This is a genomic window from Xanthobacter variabilis (genome assembly GCF_043831965.2).
Taxonomy (GTDB): domain Bacteria; phylum Pseudomonadota; class Alphaproteobacteria; order Rhizobiales; family Xanthobacteraceae; genus Xanthobacter.
The window spans coordinates 4173282-4188439 of sequence record NZ_CM195533.1 but is presented as its reverse complement, the minus strand read 5'-3'; the positions used below and the strand labels follow the sequence as shown (position 1 = coordinate 4188439).

The 15158-nt window shown below is 68.5% G+C and carries 22 protein-coding genes; 17 read left to right on the top strand and 5 right to left on the bottom strand.

Annotation, left to right across the window (positions count from 1 at the left end):
- Positions 1–88: 88 nt before the first annotated feature.
- From V5F26_RS18230 to V5F26_RS18220, 3 genes are all read left to right on the top strand, one after another.
- On the top strand, positions 89–1027 hold the full coding sequence (locus V5F26_RS18230; RefSeq protein WP_394055652.1) for a sensor domain-containing diguanylate cyclase: 939 nt from the start codon (positions 89–91) through the stop codon (positions 1025–1027).
- A gap of 125 nt (positions 1028–1152) precedes the next feature.
- Positions 1153–1719: a hypothetical protein gene (locus tag V5F26_RS18225; RefSeq protein WP_394947158.1), complete on the top strand. Its 567-nt coding sequence runs from the start codon at positions 1153–1155 to the stop codon at positions 1717–1719.
- A complete protein-coding gene (locus tag V5F26_RS18220; protein WP_394947159.1) occupies positions 1679–2992 on the top strand; it encodes a DNA-packaging protein in 1314 nt (437 codons plus the stop codon). Before V5F26_RS18225 ends, V5F26_RS18220 begins: the two co-directional genes overlap by 41 nt.
- 27 nt (positions 2993–3019) lie before the next feature.
- Here V5F26_RS18220 and V5F26_RS18215 read toward each other — a convergent pair whose 3' ends face one another.
- On the bottom strand, positions 3020–3301 hold the full coding sequence (locus V5F26_RS18215) for a hypothetical protein (protein ID WP_234051798.1): 282 nt from the start codon (positions 3299–3301) through the stop codon (positions 3020–3022).
- 102 nt (positions 3302–3403) lie between these two features.
- Here V5F26_RS18215 and V5F26_RS18210 point away from each other — a divergent pair, with 102 nt between their 5' ends.
- The 3 genes from V5F26_RS18210 to V5F26_RS18200 all read left to right on the top strand — a co-directional run bounded on the left by V5F26_RS18210 (position 3404) and on the right by V5F26_RS18200 (position 6425).
- Complete coding sequence (locus V5F26_RS18210; protein WP_234051799.1) at positions 3404–4570, top strand: phage portal protein; 1167 nt, start codon at positions 3404–3406, stop codon at positions 4568–4570.
- Between the two features lie 153 nt (positions 4571–4723).
- Positions 4724–5812, top strand: a complete 1089-nt coding sequence (locus V5F26_RS18205; protein ID WP_394947160.1) for a ParA family protein — start codon at positions 4724–4726, stop codon at positions 5810–5812.
- A complete protein-coding gene (locus V5F26_RS18200) occupies positions 5799–6425 on the top strand; it encodes a hypothetical protein (RefSeq protein WP_394947161.1) in 627 nt (208 codons plus the stop codon). The genes V5F26_RS18205 and V5F26_RS18200 overlap by 14 nt, the downstream gene beginning before the upstream one ends.
- A gap of 103 nt (positions 6426–6528) precedes the next feature.
- Here the strand turns inward: V5F26_RS18200 and V5F26_RS18195 are convergent, their stop codons facing one another.
- Positions 6529–6834 (bottom strand): hypothetical protein, encoded by a 306-nt coding sequence (locus V5F26_RS18195; RefSeq protein ID WP_234051801.1) that lies wholly within the window; start codon positions 6832–6834, stop codon positions 6529–6531.
- Between the two features lie 337 nt (positions 6835–7171).
- Positions 7172–7636, bottom strand: coding sequence for a hypothetical protein (locus V5F26_RS18190; RefSeq protein WP_394947162.1), 465 nt, complete (start codon positions 7634–7636; stop codon positions 7172–7174).
- Between the two features lie 150 nt (positions 7637–7786).
- Between V5F26_RS18190 and V5F26_RS18185 the strand changes: the two genes are divergently transcribed.
- The 4 genes from V5F26_RS18185 (at position 7787) to V5F26_RS18170 (ending at position 10093) form a co-directional block, all read left to right on the top strand.
- Positions 7787–7975 carry a hypothetical protein gene (locus V5F26_RS18185; protein ID WP_234051803.1) on the top strand — a complete coding sequence of 63 codons (189 nt, stop codon included), beginning with the start codon at positions 7787–7789 and terminating at the stop codon, positions 7973–7975.
- 88 nt (positions 7976–8063) lie between these two features.
- Positions 8064–8261 (top strand): hypothetical protein, encoded by a 198-nt coding sequence (locus V5F26_RS18180; RefSeq protein ID WP_234051804.1) that lies wholly within the window; start codon positions 8064–8066, stop codon positions 8259–8261.
- Positions 8262–8264: 3 nt separating this feature from the next.
- The gene (locus tag V5F26_RS18175) at positions 8265–8798 is read left to right on the top strand and encodes an HK97 family phage prohead protease (RefSeq protein WP_394055640.1); all 534 of its coding nucleotides are present in this window, start codon (positions 8265–8267) and stop codon (positions 8796–8798) included.
- 35 nt (positions 8799–8833) lie between these two features.
- Positions 8834–10093, top strand: coding sequence for a phage major capsid protein (locus V5F26_RS18170; RefSeq protein ID WP_394947163.1), 1260 nt, complete (start codon positions 8834–8836; stop codon positions 10091–10093).
- A 532-nt stretch (positions 10094–10625) separates the two neighbouring features.
- Here the strand turns inward: V5F26_RS18170 and V5F26_RS18165 are convergent.
- Both V5F26_RS18165 and V5F26_RS18160 read right to left on the bottom strand, forming a co-directional pair.
- Complete coding sequence (locus V5F26_RS18165) at positions 10626–11441, bottom strand: lytic transglycosylase domain-containing protein (protein WP_394947401.1); 816 nt, start codon at positions 11439–11441, stop codon at positions 10626–10628.
- A gap of 149 nt (positions 11442–11590) precedes the next feature.
- The gene (locus V5F26_RS18160; protein ID WP_394947164.1) at positions 11591–12349 is read right to left on the bottom strand and encodes a S1 family peptidase; all 759 of its coding nucleotides are present in this window, start codon (positions 12347–12349) and stop codon (positions 11591–11593) included.
- 72 nt (positions 12350–12421) lie between these two features.
- On the opposite strand from V5F26_RS18160, the gene V5F26_RS18155 reads away from it, so the two are divergent.
- The 7 genes from V5F26_RS18155 (at position 12422) to V5F26_RS18125 (ending at position 15144) form a co-directional block, all read left to right on the top strand.
- Positions 12422–12979 (top strand): head-tail connector protein, encoded by a 558-nt coding sequence (locus tag V5F26_RS18155; RefSeq protein WP_394947165.1) that lies wholly within the window; start codon positions 12422–12424, stop codon positions 12977–12979.
- Positions 12976–13299: a head-tail adaptor protein gene (locus tag V5F26_RS18150; RefSeq protein WP_234051809.1), complete on the top strand. Its 324-nt coding sequence runs from the start codon at positions 12976–12978 to the stop codon at positions 13297–13299. The genes V5F26_RS18155 and V5F26_RS18150 overlap by 4 nt, the downstream gene beginning before the upstream one ends.
- A complete protein-coding gene (locus V5F26_RS18145; RefSeq protein WP_394947166.1) occupies positions 13296–13616 on the top strand; it encodes a hypothetical protein in 321 nt (106 codons plus the stop codon). Before V5F26_RS18150 ends, V5F26_RS18145 begins: the two co-directional genes overlap by 4 nt.
- Positions 13613–14032, top strand: coding sequence for a DUF3168 domain-containing protein (locus V5F26_RS18140; protein WP_394947167.1), 420 nt, complete (start codon positions 13613–13615; stop codon positions 14030–14032). Before V5F26_RS18145 ends, V5F26_RS18140 begins: the two co-directional genes overlap by 4 nt.
- Positions 14033–14144: 112 nt before the next feature.
- Positions 14145–14552 carry a phage major tail protein, TP901-1 family gene (locus tag V5F26_RS18135; RefSeq protein ID WP_234051812.1) on the top strand — a complete coding sequence of 136 codons (408 nt, stop codon included), beginning with the start codon at positions 14145–14147 and terminating at the stop codon, positions 14550–14552.
- A gap of 23 nt (positions 14553–14575) precedes the next feature.
- Positions 14576–14923 (top strand): gene transfer agent family protein, encoded by a 348-nt coding sequence (locus tag V5F26_RS18130; RefSeq protein ID WP_394055627.1) that lies wholly within the window; start codon positions 14576–14578, stop codon positions 14921–14923.
- A complete protein-coding gene (locus V5F26_RS18125) occupies positions 14920–15144 on the top strand; it encodes a rcc01693 family protein (protein WP_394947402.1) in 225 nt (74 codons plus the stop codon). Before V5F26_RS18130 ends, V5F26_RS18125 begins: the two co-directional genes overlap by 4 nt.
- Positions 15145–15158 lie beyond the last annotated feature (14 nt).

The following is a 15158-nucleotide window of genomic DNA, read 5'->3' as shown; positions in this document are numbered from 1 at the left end:
GGTTCGTATGCCATCTGGTGGATGCGGGCGTCACCGTCATCGTCGTATCTCCCGCCGCAGGTAATTCTCGGTTATGTTCGGTACGATTATGACTGATTTGGCGGCCCAACTGCTTCAGCTCCAGGAGGAGAGCCCGGCTCTCTTCGCCGCGTTCGATGGTGGCGGATTCCTGCGACATGCCAATGCCGCTTACCGCGCGGCCTATGGCATCGCCGCCGGCGAGCTGCTCGGCTGGGCCGACCTGATGCGCCGCAACCTGGCCTTGAACACCGGGGTGGTGCTGGAGGGGGCCGACATCGAGTCCTGGGTGGCCGAAGCGGTTGCGACCTGCACCGCCGCGCCTCGCAAGGTGGAGGTAAAGCTCCCAGACGGCCGCTGGCTGCTGCTGCAGGAAAGCGTGGGTCCCGATGGCTGGCGCCTGTGCGTGGGCTGCGACATCACCAAGCTGCGCGCGGACGTGCGCGCGGTGCGCCGCGACCGCGACGAGGCGTTGCGCGCCGCCCACACCGACGACCTGACCGGCGTTGCGAATCGCCGCTTCGTCATCGCCCGCATCGAGACCATGCTCGCGCATTCCGCCCTGGTGCACGGGCCGCGGGTGCCCGGATCCCTGTGCGTGCTCGATCTCGATAATTTCAAGTACATCAACGACAGCTATGGCCATCAGGCCGGCGACGCGATCCTGCGTGATTTCGCCCGCTGCATCAGCGGCCAGGTGCGCCGGTCCGATTGCTTCGGGCGCATCGGCGGCGAGGAGTTCGTGCTCGTGCTGCCGGACACGGAGCTCGATGAGGGCATCCGCATCGTCGAGCGCATGCTGGCGGCGGTGCGCGGCTCCCGCCCGCTGCCCGATATGCCGGACTTCTCCTACACCTTCTCCTGTGGCGTGGCGGCGGTGCGCCCGGGTGACGATTTCACCTCCATCTATGGCCGTGCCGACAAGGCGCTCTACGCGGCCAAGATGGCGGGCCGGAACCACGTGCGCGGAGAGGAGCCCGTGGCGCTTCCTCCGGCTGAAGGCATTTGATCCTATTTTTATGAAATAAGGAATTTAGTCCTTGACAGCGATACGCTGCGGGGCTAGGGTTTTGCCATGTTCGAGAGTTGCGCCTGGCGGGGCCGGGCCTCTCGCACCTTCAGCTTGGACATCTCATGGCACCCACACCGCCGCGTCGGCAGACGCCCGCGACGGCGGGGCTCGCGCGTCGGCTCTATGCCGAGGGCGTGCCCATCGCCGAGATCTGCGCGCGCACCGGCCTCAGCACCGGCGCCGCCTATCACTGGATTGACCGCGAGGTGGGGGAGGACGGCTCGGTCCGCCTCGCCCCCATCGGCCGCCGCGCCGGCAAGGCCTACACGGCGGGCCGCGATGCGGCGCAGCCGGGGGAGTCGCCCCGCGTCCGCCTTCTCAAACGGCTGTGGCGGGCGGCCGAGCGGCAGGTGGCCGATATCGAGGCGCGCGCGAAGCGCTTCGATCCGGCCGAGGGCGAGGCGCCGCCGCGCGCCGCTGCAGATGCGGAGAAGGATGCCCGCGCCCTCGCTCTCCTGGCCCGCACCCTGCGTGAGCTGGTGGCCGCCGAGGAGGATGCGACCGTGAAACCGGAGAAGGATGCCGATGACACCGTTCGCGACCTCGACGAGTTCCGTCGCGAGCTTGCGCGCCGCCTTGAGCGACTGCGTGAAGACGAGGCCGCACCAGACAAGCCGCTTCCTGCTTGACCTCAGCCACAGCGAGCTGCGCGCCCTTCTCGCGGATTGGACGTTCTGGGCACGGGCCGATCAGCTGCCCCCCGCCGAGGCCCCTGGGGGCGGGCCTTGGACCACGTGGCTGGTGCTGGGCGGGCGCGGCGCGGGCAAGACCCGCGCGGGCGCCGAATGGGTACGGGGCCTGGCGCTGGGGCGCGCGCCCTTCGCCAGCCGCCCCGTTGGCCGCATCGCCTTGGTGGCCGAGACCCTGGCCGATGTGCGCGATGTGATGGTGGAGGGCGTTTCCGGCCTCCTTTCCGTGCACACGCGGGAAGAGCGGCCGCGCTGGGAGCCTTCCCGTCGCCGGCTGGAATGGCCCAATGGCGCGGTGGCGCAGGGCTTCTCGGCGGAGGATCCGGAAAGCCTGCGCGGCCCCCAGTTCGGAGCCGCCTGGTGCGACGAGCTGGCCAAGTGGCGGCGTGGCGAGGCCGCCTTCGACATGCTGCAGTTCGGCCTGCGGCTGGGCGACCATCCCCGCCAGATGGTCACCACCACGCCGCGCCCCACCCATTTGCTGCGCCGGCTACTGGATGATCCGGCCACGGCGGTGACGCGGGCCAAGACGGCGGACAACGCCTTCCACCTCGCCCCCACTTTCCTGTCTCAGGTGCTGGCCCGCTATGGTGGCACGCGGCTGGGGCGGCAGGAGCTGGATGGCGAGATCATCGAGGACCGGCCCGATGCCCTATGGACCCGCGCGGCGCTCGATGCGGCGCGAACCGGCTCCGCGCCGGCGCTCGCCCGCATCATGGTGGCGGTGGACCCGCCGGCTTCGTCCCGCGCGGGGGCGGATGCGTGCGGCATCGTCTGCGCCGGCATCGACAGCGCGGGCATGGTCTATGTGCTCGCCGATGAGAGCGCGGCGGGGCTGCCCCCGGCCCAGTGGGCGGCGCGGGCGGTGGCCCTGTATCACCGCTTCGCGGCCGACGGCGTGGTGGCCGAGGTGAACCAGGGGGGCGAGATGGTGCGCGCCGTGCTGGCGGAAGTGGATGCCGCCGTGCCGGTGCAGGCTGTGCGCGCCACGCGCGGCAAATATCTGCGCGCCGAGCCGGTGGCGGCCCTCTACGAGCAGGGGCGGGTGCGCCATGTGGGCCCCTTTCCGGCCCTCGAGGACGAGCTTTGCGATTTCGGCCCGGATGGCCTCAGCTCCGGCCGCTCGCCGGACCGGCTGGATGCGCTGGTGTGGGCCATCACCGCCTTGGCGCTGGGGCGCCAGGGGGCGCCGCCGCGGGTGCGGGGGCTGTAGGACGCTTCCTCGGACAGCTGAGCGGGCTCAGTTCCCGAAACCACCGAAGGGAGAGGGCGCGGGCTGCTGCGCGGGCACGGGCATGCACATGGCGCGCACGCGCTGGCCGGGGGCCGGCGCCGGCCATGCGCCGTTGGGCCGCGTGCTGGCGCGCAGGCAGGCGCGCTCGGTGTCGTAATAGGCCACCAACTTCTGCGTATCGATGGTGGCCAAATAGCTTGCGCCCACCTGCACCGGCCAATCGGGAGCCGGCGTGAACTGCTCGATGCGGGTGGTCGTGGAGATGACGAGGATCAGTGCGTAGAGCATGCGCCCTCCAGATGCCGCTACGCGATGATCCTACGCTTTTTCCCGGAGGCCGGAAACCGGCTGTCCGCGGCGTTCAGAGCTTCTTTTCTGCTGGAGCCTCTCATGCTTGGTTCGCTTCTCGCCCCCTTCCGCCCGAAATCCGCGCCGCCCGAGGCGAAGGCGAGCCGCACGGCGGCCCTTGTGGCGCTGCTCACCACCGGCCGGCCCACCTGGAGCCGGCACGATTACGCCTCCCTCGCCCGCGACGGTTTCGCCCGCAACGCCATCGCCTACCGGGCGGTGCGGATGATCGGGGAGGCGGCGGCCTCCGTGCCGCTGGTGCTGATGGACGGCCCGCGCGAGCTGGACACCCACCCGATGCTGGACCTTCTCGCCCGGCCCAATCCGCGCCTTACCGGCTCCAGCTTCATGGAGGCGCTGATCAGTCATCTCATGGTGGCAGGCAATGCTTATGTGGAGGCGGTGGCGGTGGAAGGCCGCGTGCGCGAGCTGCATGTGCTGCGGCCCGATCGCATGCGCGTGGTGCCGGGTCCGGATGGCTGGCCGGAGGCCTATGACTACACCTTGTGCGGGCGCACCCTGCGCATTTCCCAGGCGAGCGTGGTGGAAGGGGGCGATGTGCCGGCCATCCTCCACCTCACCGCCTTCAATCCGCTGGACGACCATTACGGCTTTCCGCCTCTGGAGGCGGCCTCGCAGGCCCTCGACCTGCACAATTCCGCCAGCAATTGGAACAAGGCGCTGATCGATAATGCGGCCCGGCCTTCCGGCGCGCTGGTCTATGGCGGCACGGGGGCGCTGAGCGATGAGCAGTTCGAGCGCCTGAAGGGCGAGCTGGAAGCCTCCTTCCAGGGCGCCACCAATGCCGGCCGCCCGCTGCTGCTGGAAGGCGGGCTCGACTGGCGCCCGCTCTCCCTCTCGCCCAAGGACATGGATTTCGAGGCCGCGCGCAACGCCGCCGCGCGGGAAATCGCGCTGGCGGTGGGCGTGCCGCCCATGCTGCTGGGCATTCCCGGCGACAATACCTACGCCAACTACGCCGAAGCCAACCGCGCCCTTTGGCGCCAGAGCGTGGTGCCGCTGGTGAAGCGCACCGCCGAAAGCCTCTCCACCTGGCTCACCCCCGCTTATGAAGGCGCCCTGCGCCTCGTCCCCGACCTCGACCAGATCGAAGCCCTCGCCAGCGAACGCGCCGACCTGTGGACCCGCGTGGGCGCCGCGGATTTCCTGACCGACGAGGAGAAGCGGGCGGCGGTGGGGTATGGGTGAGGGGCGGGGACGGGGCTGATACTGGTACGGCTCCGGAAACGCAGTGTTCGCGTCTCAGCCGAACTTCTCTCTTCGACCCATAGCGCGCTTCATAGTTAGGCCCTAAGCTGATGCGGTCACGCCCATGCCTGTCTGCCCAAGAGTGAGAAGTTGATGTCGATGCGGATCATCCTTTTCAACCACAAGGGCGGGGTCGGCAAAACGACATCTGCCTACAATATCGGCTGGAAGCTAACCCAGCGCGGGCACCGTGTGCTCTTGGTCGATGGAGACTCGCAGGTCAATCTCACGGCGCTCTCGCTGGGCGAGCGATTTGAAGAATATTATGATGAAGAAAGCCCTACTCGGCTCAGAAATATCTACGATGCCGTGAGGCCGGTCTTCGAAGGTCGACCGACGCCGATTGAAGCTTTCGACTGCCCGGTAGCCGAAAATGGGATTAACCTATTTGTCCTTCCGGGCCATCCTGATCTGTCGTCGTTAGAAGGGCAAATCAGCCTCGCACAGGAGACGCGCGGTACGCTATCCGTGACGAAGAACCTGCCAGGGGTAATGCACAGATTGATTGCTCTTGAAGAAGAGCGCCACGAGATTGATTTCAGTATCATTGATATCAATCCTGGACTTGGTGCTCTCAACCAGAACTTCTTCATGATTAGTGACGCTTTCATCGTCCCAACTAATCCCGATCCATTTTCGCTCATGTCGCTCAAGACGTTGGGTCTTGAAATTGAGCGCTGGATCAGTTGGAAAGAAACATTTGGCTCGGCCTTCAAAGACGCGACCTATCCTTTGCCAGCAGGCGTGACGAAGTTCCTCGGAGCGCTTCATTCCCGTTTCAACCGCCACAAAAGTAAGGCTGCCGGTCGCTACCATAAGCGAATTAGCCAAATTGACGACCGCATAGAGGGCGAACTCGTGCCTTCGCTCCGTATGTCAGGATGCCTGTTTCCCTTGGAGGCCTACGAAGCTGCTGCGAACGTCGTTCTGCCAGAGGATGCAACTGACCCTGATAAGCGGCGTCTCTATGCATTGGCGCGAATTCCCGACTTTGCTCAGGTGAGCCACATCGCTGCGCAGTTTGGGAAGCCTGTCTTCAGTCTCGACGATGACGACCTCCGAGAGGCGGACTTGCGAGGCAACGTCAAAACAAGTGCGCAGGATAACATCGCGACCTTTAATGATATCTTCTCGGCTGTGTGCGAGAAAATTGAGATCCTCTCCGGATATGACCGACGCTAAGGCGCGCTTTGATCGGCATGTGTGCGATGCGCATCTATGCCTCTCTACCTTCGATGCTGTCGGAAATGCATTTGCACTCCGGCACATTTGGATCGTCTGTGTGTCCGCATTCGATCTCTACATGACCGAACTGGTGTGTGAAATCGGCTTGCGTCTAATCGATCGCGACCCGCCGCTTCTAACGGCCAGCCTCCGGCAGGTCCAGTTTCCCCTTGATAGCGTCATCAGCATCAATGCTTTGTCGCCGACAGAGCGACTGCTTTTCTTCAAGGATCGCATCTACACCGCAGTCCGATACAAATCATTCTATAAGCCGGATAAGGTATCAGAGGCTTTGGGTTATATCTGGACCTGTGCTCCGAAGGAAAAGTGGGCGAAAATATTAGACCGCTTGAAGGCGACTGGCCGATATGCAGGGCGTACCGAAGAGGACATAAGGGACGAGCTGACCTTGATTGGAGATCGGCGCGATTTAATTGCCCACTCGGTCGATACCCTTCCTGGGGCCGAGGGACCGAATTTAGTCGAACGTGCAGATGCGGTCCGTGTAATCGAGTTCATCACTGATCTTGCGACGGGTGTGGACCTGGAAACAGAAGCTCAACTCCCTTGATCCAATTCGCCGTGTTGGTCTCATTCGGACAGTGGATTTTCCGAAGGTCCGCTATGGAGCAAAAGGCCCCGCTCTTCGCGCCCACTAACACCTACTCTCCCCCTCACACCACAGCCAGCCGCTCCGCCAGTTCGCTCACATCGTCCCAGCTCAGGTGATGGGGCCCCTTGGGGGTTTCTACGGTGACGCCGGTTTGCGTTACGGCGGCGGAGAATTCGGTGTCGGTGCCGATGGGGCTGAGATAGATGAAGTCCGTGCGGCGCCAGTCAAAGGCGACGGCGGTGAAGGCGCGGGACAGGGTTCGGCCCTCTTCCAGGGTCAGGTCGAAATAGACATCGTCGCTCAGCATCATGCGCAGCATCTCGCCCAGCATTCGATGGGGCACGCGTTTGACGAGGGGATAGGTCATGCTCTTCGCTCATGCTGGCTCCGCGCAGGCTCGCGGAGGGGATTTTTACGCGGGCGCCCCGGAGGGCATCGACTGACCTTCAGCGCAAAGGGATGGCCTGGGCCGCGAGGCGAACGGCTCTCCCGCCGCCTGTTCCTCTCCCGCTTGCGGGGGGAGGGGCGGGCGCGCCGGGGGATGAAGGCACGGCGGGCGTGGGGCGCAGACCTCGGGTGGCCGTAGCCTCCTCAAGGCCTGTGTTCTGAAGAAGAGGGCACATTTCGCCCCGCTCCCGAACCCTCCCCCGCGAGCGGGAGAGGGGATGCGCCCGGCCATGCCTGACTTTGCAGCTCAATCCGGTCTAGATCGCGCCGACGTCTTCGGCCTTCGCGATGAATTCCACGCGGTCGGCCTGGTCGAGTTCCTCAATGGTCAGGTCGAACACGAAGCGGTTCGCGTACCAGAAATTGGCATAGGGCATGAACATGCCGCTTGAAGTGCGGCTGGCCACTTGCCGCTCGCCCGCGAACAGCACGATTTCAAAGCTGCCGCCGCCGGCGAGCATCGTCGTATTGTCGCCGAACACCTCGAACTGGACGAACACCTTGGCGGAGGGAGCGCCGCCTTCCACCGTCTTGATGGCGATGACGCGAAGATCCTGGTAGCGCCGGCCGATCTTGCCGTCAGCCAGAAGCTGGTCATGCTCGTGCACGCGCCCCTTCGTAACCGCCGTGGTCTCGACCATGGGCACGCCCAGATCGGCCAATCCGGTGGGCTTCGCGGGGGCCAGTGTCACCGTGGCGCGGGTTTCCTGCAATGCGGGCAAGATGAGCTCCTTGTCGGATTCGACGTTCCAAACCCGACGAAACCGCGGGTCCAGACGGCGTCAGGCATATTGCGCGCCAGATCCAACGCCGCCGCTCTCGCCCCGAGGGGCGGGACGCGACCAACCGCCGTGCTGAAGGCTTGAGGCCCCATGGATACCGTCATCCGCACCTTCGCCGAGCGGGGCGATCTCGCCCATCTGGCGCTGCTGGTGTGGGCGTTGTCGGCCTCGCTCGCCTTCTGGCGGGTGCTCTCCGAGCTCGCCCGCGCCACGCGCCGGTTCGATGATTTCGTGCGTGAGCTGGCCCGTTTCAATGCCCGCCACAACGGCAAAGGCTGAGCCGCGCAAAGGCTCCGTCGCCTGAGGTTTTCCGCGCCGTTGCCTGCCGCGCGGCGCCGTCTTCACGCCTGACATCCGGAGAATTTCCATGCGTGCCCCCTTCCAGAAGGCGCCGGCGCCGCGCATCCGCGCGCTCGGCGGCGCCCCTTCGCGCGCCAAGGCGCCGGGCCCGGCCCAGAACGCGCCCTCGGCCGGCAAGGTGTTCCGCGAATTCGTCGCCACCCTGGAGAAGCTCGACAAGAGCCGCCGCCGCAAGAAGCCCGGCGCCACGGGCGGGGAGGGCTGAGGCATGGATGAGACGATCTTTCTGCCCCCATCCGCCGAGGGGCTGGTCATTGAGGGGCACGCCTGCCTGTTCGGGGTGGTGGATCTCGGCCGCGACATGGTCTTGCCCGGCGCCTTCGCCGAAAGCCTGGCCCGGGGCGCCGCCGTGCGCATGCTCTACCAGCACGACCCGGCCGAGCCCATCGGCGTGTGGACCGACATCCGCGAGGATGCGCGCGGCCTTTATGTGCGCGGCCGGCTCTCCCCCGCAGTGGCCCGCGCCCGCGAATGCGCGGCCCTGGTGCGCGAAGGCGCGCTCGATGGCCTCTCCATCGGCTTCAAGGCCGTGGAGGCCCGCACCGATCCCAAGACGCGGGTGCGCCGGCTCTCCCGCATCGATCTGTGGGAGGTCTCCATCGTCACCTTCCCCATGCAACCCGGCGCCCGTCTCGCGCCGGTCGAGCCGGCTCTCGCTCCCAGTTTCGCGCCGAGCCTGCCGCCCGCTCTGGCGCTGGCCGGCGCCACCCGCCGCCTGCGCGCCAGCCTTGCGGCCCGCTGAACTGCCCTTTTCGTTGCAACTCTTGAGGATGTCCCATGCCTAATGCCGTCAGCGCCCCCGAGACCAAAGTGGCCGCGCCCGATTTCGCCGGTGCCGAGGCGCGTTCCGCCCTGGCCGATTTCCTGTCCGCCTTCGAGGACTACAAGGCCACCAATGATGCCCGCCTCTCGCAGATGGAGCGGCGCGGGGCGGATGCCCTCACCCTCGACCAGCTCGGCCGCATCGACGCCGCGCTCGATGCCCACCAGGCGCGGCTCGATGCCCTGGCCACCAAGGCGCGACGCCCGGCCCTGGGCGGCGCGCCTGAGCGCTCGGTGGCCGTGAGCGCCCATGCCTCGGCCTTCGACACCTATGTGCGCCACGGCGAGGCCGGCGGCCTGAAGGCGCTGGAAGCGAAGGCGCTCTCCTCCGGCTCCGGGGTCGATGGCGGCTATCTGGTGCCGGTCGAGGTCGAGAGTGAGGTCGGTCGGCGCCTTTCGACGCTGTCGCCCATTCGCGCCATCGCCTCGGTGCGGACCATTGGGGCGGGCACCTATCGCAAGCCGTTCATGACCTCCGGCCCGGTGTGCGGCTGGGCGGCGGAGACGGCAGCGCGCCCGCAGACCGACAGCCCGGTGCTGGCCGCCCTCGATTATCCGGCCATGGAGCTTTATGCCATGCCCGCCGCCACCCAGGCGCTGCTGGACGATGTCCAGGTGAATGTGGACGACTGGCTGGCCGAGGAGGTGGACACCGTCTTCGCCGAGCAGGAGGGCGCGGCCTTCATCAATGGCGATGGCGTGGCCAAGCCCAAGGGTTTCCTGGCCTATGACAAGGTGGCGGAAGGCGCCTGGGCCTGGGACAAGGTGGGCTATGTGGCCACCGGCGCCGCCGGCGCCTTTCCCGGCGCGGATGCGGGGGATCGGCTTATCGACCTCGTCTATGCGCTGAAGGGCGGCTATCGCCAGAATGCCTGCTTCGTCATGAACCGGCGCACCCAGTCGGCCGTGCGCAAGCTGAAGGACGAGAACGGCAATTATCTGTGGGCCCCGCCGCCGGTGGCGGGCCAGGGCGCCAGCCTCATGGGCTTTCCCGTGGTGGAAAGCGAGGACATGCCCGACATCGCCGCCGATGCCTTCCCCATCGCCTTCGGCGACTTCCAGCGGTTCTACCTGGTGGTGGACCGGGCGGGGATGCGGGTGCTGCGCGACCCGTACTCCGCCAAGCCCTACGTGCTGTTCTACACCACCAAGCGGGTTGGCGGCGGCATCATGGACTTCGACGCGGCCAAGCTGCTGAAGTTCGCCGCGAGTTGAGAAAAGAAGGCGGCGCGCTCCGCGCGCCGCCTTCTTCGCGGGGACGGGACAGGGCCTCACCGCCGCCCGGCCCGCCCGCGATTGCAGCCCCTGCGAACCGCTCGGCTCCGATCATGGGCTGCGGCCGACGGGCATCGCGCTGGAAACGGGGACACCGGGCGCGGGAGACGTCCCCGCCGAGCGCGGAGCGCGCGGGGAAAGCCACGGCCGCTCGGCGCGTTTCTCCGGATCGTACTCCGGCGCGTCAGCCGGCGCGAAAGGTGGGAGAGCATGGCCGCTGGCGGGGCGCGCTGACGACGTCCGCGGCGCCCGCTCTTGTCGTGGCCCAGGCGCGTGTTTTGCGCCGTTCACTTGACGGGCGAGCCCCCGGCAAAGCTGGAGGCATGTTCGCTCTTCGCTCCAGGTTCCTCCTCAGGCGGGGCAGGCGTGGCCGCCGCTGCGGCATTGCCGCCCCGCTGGCGCCCGGCGTTCGTTTCGCGCCACTCCTTGATGAACGCAGAGGCGGCTCCCGCTTCGCCATCCGGCTCGAGGTTCAGTTCGGCAGCACGATGCAGGGGCCGCCGGCCTTGCGCAGGCGGGTGCATAGGGCGTTGGCTTCCGACCGCGTCTGGGCCGGGAGGCGCACGCGATAGAAGGTGCGCGCACCGCGACCCGCCATGCGGGTGGCGACGATCACCGGCACCGCATCGCCGAAAACCGATTGATATTTGCCCGCCGCGCGCTGGAACGATGCCAGCGCCAGATCCTTGGAGAAGTTTCCGGAGATCTGCACGCCCCAGGGTGCGAAGAGGGCATTGGGCCCGGCATCGGGCGCGGGCGTCCCCTGGCGCAGGCTGGCGAGGGTGACGAGGCAGGTCGCGTCCGCTTCTTCGGGCGGGACATCCCCGCTCCGTTTCAGGGCGGCCCAGTCGTCAGCGGTGCGGCCGGTGATGAGGCGCACATACGCACGGGTCTCGCGGGGCAGGCCGCCGCCGGCCAGGAAGGCTGACACGCGGCCCGGCCCCCCATTATAGGCCGCCGCCGCAAGGCCGAGATTGCCGAACTGCCGCCGCAGATCGGCCAGCAGCGCCGCCGAGGCGGGAATGGCCTCTTCCGGGTCGAACGGGTTGGAGAGGCCGCGCTCCCGCGCCGTGCCCGGCATGAACTGGGCGATGCCCTGGGCGCCCGCGCGGCTCACCACATGGGGGCGAAACGAGCTTTCACGCCAGATCAGCCGCGTGAGGAAGGCGGCCGGGAGGCCGCTCCGCGCCGCCGCGCCGTCGATCAGGCGGCACAGCGCGCCATCGATGGTTTCGCCTTTGGCCGTGTCGCCGCTGCCGGGAGATCCGGAGGGCGGGGGCGCTGTCATGGGCGGCTGGGGAGCATCATTCGCGTGGCCGTCGACCGCTTGCGCCTCGGCCGGCGCGGGAGTGCCCGCCAGCGCGCCGAGCAGCAGGAGGCCGGCGGCGATGCCGCGGCGCGCCGTCCGCATGGGAAGGGGCGACGCCGCGGCCATGGTCAGCGGCCGATGGGGCTGCCGAGGGCAGCGGCGGTGGAGGTGATCCAATCGCGGTGGATGGACACCAGCGTTACGCCGGTGACGCCGCCGCAGCCGCGTGTGCCGCCGGGTCCCGTGGCCCAGCCGATAACGCCGGCCACCGTCCCGTCTTGGAAGGCCGGGCCGCCGGAATCGCCGGTGCAGGCGCCGGCCGCGCCCTGGCCCGCTGAAAGGCGCACCATGATGCCCCCGGTGGTGCCAATGGAAGGCAGGTTCACCGTGCGCAGGGTGCCGGCGGTCTTGGTGGCGCCGTCCGCCGTTACGCCGAACCCGGCGAGGGTGAAGGGCGTGCCCTTGGCCGGCAGCCCCGTGGCGGCGGTGAGCGCCACCGGGCGGAAGCGCGATGGCAGCGGCGATGCCAGCTTGACGAGGGCGAGGTCGGGTGTGGGCCTGCGGGTGCGGAACTGGTCCGCGTTGAAGCGCGGATGCACCTCGACCCGCGCCGCCGGGATCAGCCGGGGCGGACCCTCACCCACGATGGCCACCGCATAGTCCGCCTGGGGCTCCACGCAGTGAGCGGCGGTCAGCAGCAGGTCCGGCGCCAGGACGGTGCCGGTGCAGACCGCGCCGCGGGTGGAAACCACCATGGCCGCGTGCGCCTCCAGGGTGGGGTCGGCCGGCGCGCCGCCCACCATGGCCCGCGCGGGAAGCGTGGCGCCGATGGCGGCCGCGAGGAGGACGACGGCGCAGGACGCGCGCAGGGGAGAAAAGCCGATCATGGGCGCGTTCTGCCGCTCCGGCTCCCCACCGTCAATGGCGCCGCGCAGGTTCAATCCCAATGGAGACCGAGCATGGCAGAACTTCTCGCCGGCCCCGCCGCCGAGCCGCTGACCCGCGCCGAGGCAAAATCCTTCCTGCGCATCGACCATGACGACGAGGATGCGCTGGTCGATGCGCTCATCGCCGCCGCCCGGCGCATGGTGGAGGCGGCCACGGGCCGCGTGCTGCTGGAGCAGACCTGGCGCTTCACGCGCGAGGCGTGGCCGCTCAGCGGCGTCATTCCGGCGCCCGTGGCCCCGGTGCGGACGATCGTCTCCGCAATCGTGTCCCTGGCCGATGGACACACGGTGGAGGTGCCCGAAGGGGTACTCAGCCTGAAAGCGGATCGCGCGCCTGCGCTCATCCATGTGGATCTCGCCCGCGCGCCGCAGCCTGGAGCGGGCGGCATCGCCATCACCATCACCGCGGGCTATGGCGCGACCGCCGCCGCCGTGCCGGCCGACCTGATGCAGGCGGTGCGGCTGGTGATGGCGCATTTCTACGAGTTCCGCGACGGCTCGGGCGACGCCTTGTCACTGCCCGACACCGTCGGCGCGCTGCTGGCGCCCTACCGCCTGGTGCGGTTGTGAGCGCGGTGGCGGCCCTGCGTCAGCGCCTGACGCACCAGACCTATGTGGACACCGCCGACGGCGCCGGCGGCATCTCCCGCACCTTCCTGTCCGTGGATCGGCTGTGGGGGGCGGTGGAGACGGCGTCTACCGAGTTCGGCATCGGCGAGGAGCGCGCCCGCGCGTCCCATGTCGTGCGCATCACGGTGCGCTCGCCCAACACCATCGCGCCCGGGGATCGGCTGCTGCTGGGTACCCGGACGTTCCATGTGGAGGCGGTGCGGGATGCGGATGGGCGCGGGCGCTTCTCCCTCTGCCGCTGCCGGGAGGAGCAACCATGAAGGTGAGCATTTCCAGTCGCGGCGTCGAGGGCTTGGCCACGCGCCTTGCCGCGCGGATCTTTCCCCCGGTGGTGGAAAAGGTCGCGGCCCAGGCCTCCGATGCGCTTGCACGGGAGATCGCCACGGCGACCGGCGCCGCCCCGCAGCAGGCCGGCACCCCATCGCGCCCTCTGGTGCGGGTCACCGACCCCGCCGTGCTCGATCGCGTGCGGGGTGATGCGGCGCATGCGGGCGACCCGGTGCTCGATCGCGTGCGCCTCGCCTTCACGCGCCGGCCAGCGCAGCCCGCCCCGACCCCGGAGGGGACGACGCCATGAGCGTACCGCTGACGAGCCCCGCCTTGAGCCTGCGCAAGGCCATCCATGCGGCCCTGTGCGCCGACGCTCCGCTGGTGGCGCTGCTTGGCGGCGCGCGCATCCATGACGTGCCGCCGAAGGATGCGCCCTTTCCTTTCGTCGCCCTCGGCGAGGCTGTGGTGAGCGACTGGTCCACGGCCACGGAGGCCGGTACCGAGCATGCGCTGACCCTGCACGCTTTCTCCCGCGGTGGTGGGCGGGGCGAGGCCTTCGCCCTTGCCGCCGCCGTGCAGGAGGCGCTGCACGATGCGCCTCTCTCCCTCCAGGGCCATCGGCTGGCCAATCTGCGCGCCACCACCAGCGAGGTGGTGCGCGAGAAGGATGGGCGCACGTTTCACGCCCTGGTGCGGTTCCGCGCCGTCACCGAGCCTGCGTGAAGCTCGGGCGGCTATACGCCCCACACTTCCAACCACTTGAAGCCACGCATCTTTCCGCCGCGATCCGAAGCCGGTCGGGCGGAAGGGGGCCGGCTACCCATCGGAGATCGCCATGAGTGCGCAGAAGGGCAAGGACCTGTTGTTGAAGATCCACGACGGCACGGCCTTCGTGACGGTGGCGGGGCTGCGCTCGCGCACGCTCGCCTTCAACGCGCAGAGTGTGGACGTGACCCATTCGGAATCCGCCGGCCGCTGGCGCGAGCTGCTGGATGGCGCGGGCGTCAAGCGCGCGAGCGTCTCGGGATCGGGCGTGTTCAAGGATGCCGCGTCCGATGCTCTGGTGCGGCAGATGTTCTTCAACGGCGCGCTGGCGAGCTGCCAGATCCTGGTGCCCGACTTCGGCACCATCACCGGCAGCTTCCAGGTCACCGCCCTGGAGATCGCGGCCGAGCATGACCGTGAGGTCACCTTCGACCTGACCTTGGAGAGCGCTGGCGAGATTGCCTTCGCCGCCCTGTGAGATCCCGTTCGGAGGACATGACCATGGCCAATATCCGACGCGGCGAGATCGAGGCCGTCATGGACGGCCGGCCGCGCGTTCTGGTGCTGACCCTCGGCGCGCTGGCGGAGCTTGAGGCCGCCTTCGGCGTGGCCGATCTCATGGCGCTGGCCGAGCGTTTCGAGCGCGGCCGCCTCGGCGCCCGCGACGCCGCGCGCATTCTGTGCGCCGGCCTGCGCGGCGCGGGAGAGGACGTGACGCTGGCCGATGTGGAACGCATGCGGGTGGAGGATGGCGCCGCTGGCTTCGTGCGCATCGTCGCCGCCTTGCTCGCAGCCACGTTCGGCGCGGCGGAGGCCGCTCTCCCCCCTCCGCCGCCGCAGGAGGCCTGACCCGGCCCCCTACCGAGCCCCGCGCCTTTCCGTGGGACGAGGCTATGGGGCTGGGACTGGGCATCTTGCGGCTGCCCCCGGAAGACTTCTGGCGCATGACACCGCGAGAGCTGGCGGCGGCGGCCGGCGGGCTCGCCCCACGCCCGCCGGCCGTGCTGCGCCGCGCGGATCTCGCGGCGCTGATGGCCCGCTATCCCGATGCGCCGTCGGGCCCGCTCTGAAATCGAGGCCCCGA